Below are 1413 nucleotides of genomic sequence, written 5' to 3'. Positions count from 1 at the left end.
CTGTGTGACCTTCTGCCGGGTTTTGGCCTGTGTGGGCGTGTCACCGTGACATGAGGACGGCCACCTCGTGATCCTTCGAGTCGACCAAGAGCACGAAGGACGAGACAACGAGATGGCCGTGAGAGACATTCTGCCCGTTACCAGCGACGACTTCGACCAGACGTTGGCGGCGGCGTCGCCGGATCTGCTGCGGGAGATGGTGCGTGCGTTCGCGCAGCGGATGATGGACGCCGAGGTCGAGCAGCTGTGCGGCGCCGGTTACGGCGAGGTCAGTGACCAGCGGGTCAACAGCCGCAACGGCTACCGCAGCCGTGAGTGGGACACCCGCGCGGGCAGCGTCGACCTGCAGATCCCCAGGTTGCGGCAGGGTTCCTACTACCCGGAGTGGCTGCTGGAACGCAGGCGGCGGGCGGAGCGGGCGCTGGCGACGGTGGTCGCGACCTCTTACCTGCTGGGGGTCTCGACCCGCCGGGTGGAGAGGCTCGCCGAGTCCCTCGGCGTGACGAAGCTGAGCAAGTCGCAGGTCAGCGTCATGGCACGGGAGTTGGACGACCTCGTCACCGACTTCCGGAACCGGCCGCTGGACGCCGGCCCCTATACCTTCGTCTGGATCGACGCGTTGACGCAGAAGGTGAGGGAGGGCGGCCGGACGATCATCGTGCACTGCCTGGTCGCGACCGGCGTCAACACCGACGGCCAACGCGAGATCCTCGGCATCGACGTCGTCACCGCCGAGGACGGCGCGGGCTGGCTCGCCTTCCTGCGAGGGCTGGTCGCCCGCGGCCTGACCGGCGTCAAGCTCGTCACCTCCGACTGCCACGCGGGCTTGCGGGACGCGATCGCCTCGACCCTGCCGGGCGCGGCCTGGCAGCGCTGCCGGACCCACTACCACCGGAACTTGCTGACCCGGGTGGGGAAGACCGCCCAGCCCTGGGTCGCCACGATGGTCCGCACCATCTTCGAACAACCCGACGCCGAGGCCGTCTACGCCCAGCACGCCAAGGTCGTCGAGGCCCTGGAACCGAAGTATCCGCAGGCCGCAGCCCACCTGGACGACGCCCGCGACGACATCCTGGCGTTCGCCGCCTTCCCCAAGCAGGTCTGGAAGTCCATCTGGAGCAACAACCCACAAGAACGCCTCAACAAAGAGATCCGCCGCCGCACCGACGTCGTCGGCATCTTCCCCGACCGCCCCAGCATCGTCCGCCTCGTCGGCGCCGTCCTGGCTGAACAGAACGACGAATGGGCCGAACAACGCCGCTACATCGGCAGCGAGATCCTCGCCGCCTGCCAGAAAGTCGGCACAGAAACCGACACCAATGATACCGAAGTGACAATTAACGCGATCGCTGCTTAACTAGCACAACGGATCACGGGGTGGCCTTTTCTTACACCACTCCCATGGACGCGGCC

Annotated in this window: 1 protein-coding gene; it reads left to right on the top strand. The window is 66.9% G+C overall.

Going from position 1 to position 1413, the window contains the following annotated elements:
* Positions 1-118: 118 nt before the first annotated feature.
* Entirely contained in the window at positions 119-1357 is a 1239-nt protein-coding gene (locus E1291_RS41645; protein WP_242614707.1) for an IS256 family transposase, read from the top strand.
* Positions 1358-1413 lie beyond the last annotated feature (56 nt).

It is taken from the genome of Actinomadura roseirufa (genome assembly GCF_900659635.1).
GTDB lineage: Bacteria > Actinomycetota > Actinomycetes > Streptosporangiales > Streptosporangiaceae > Spirillospora > Spirillospora roseirufa.
The sequence above is the reverse complement of the archived record's forward strand: the minus strand, read 5'-3'. Positions and strand labels throughout refer to the sequence as shown.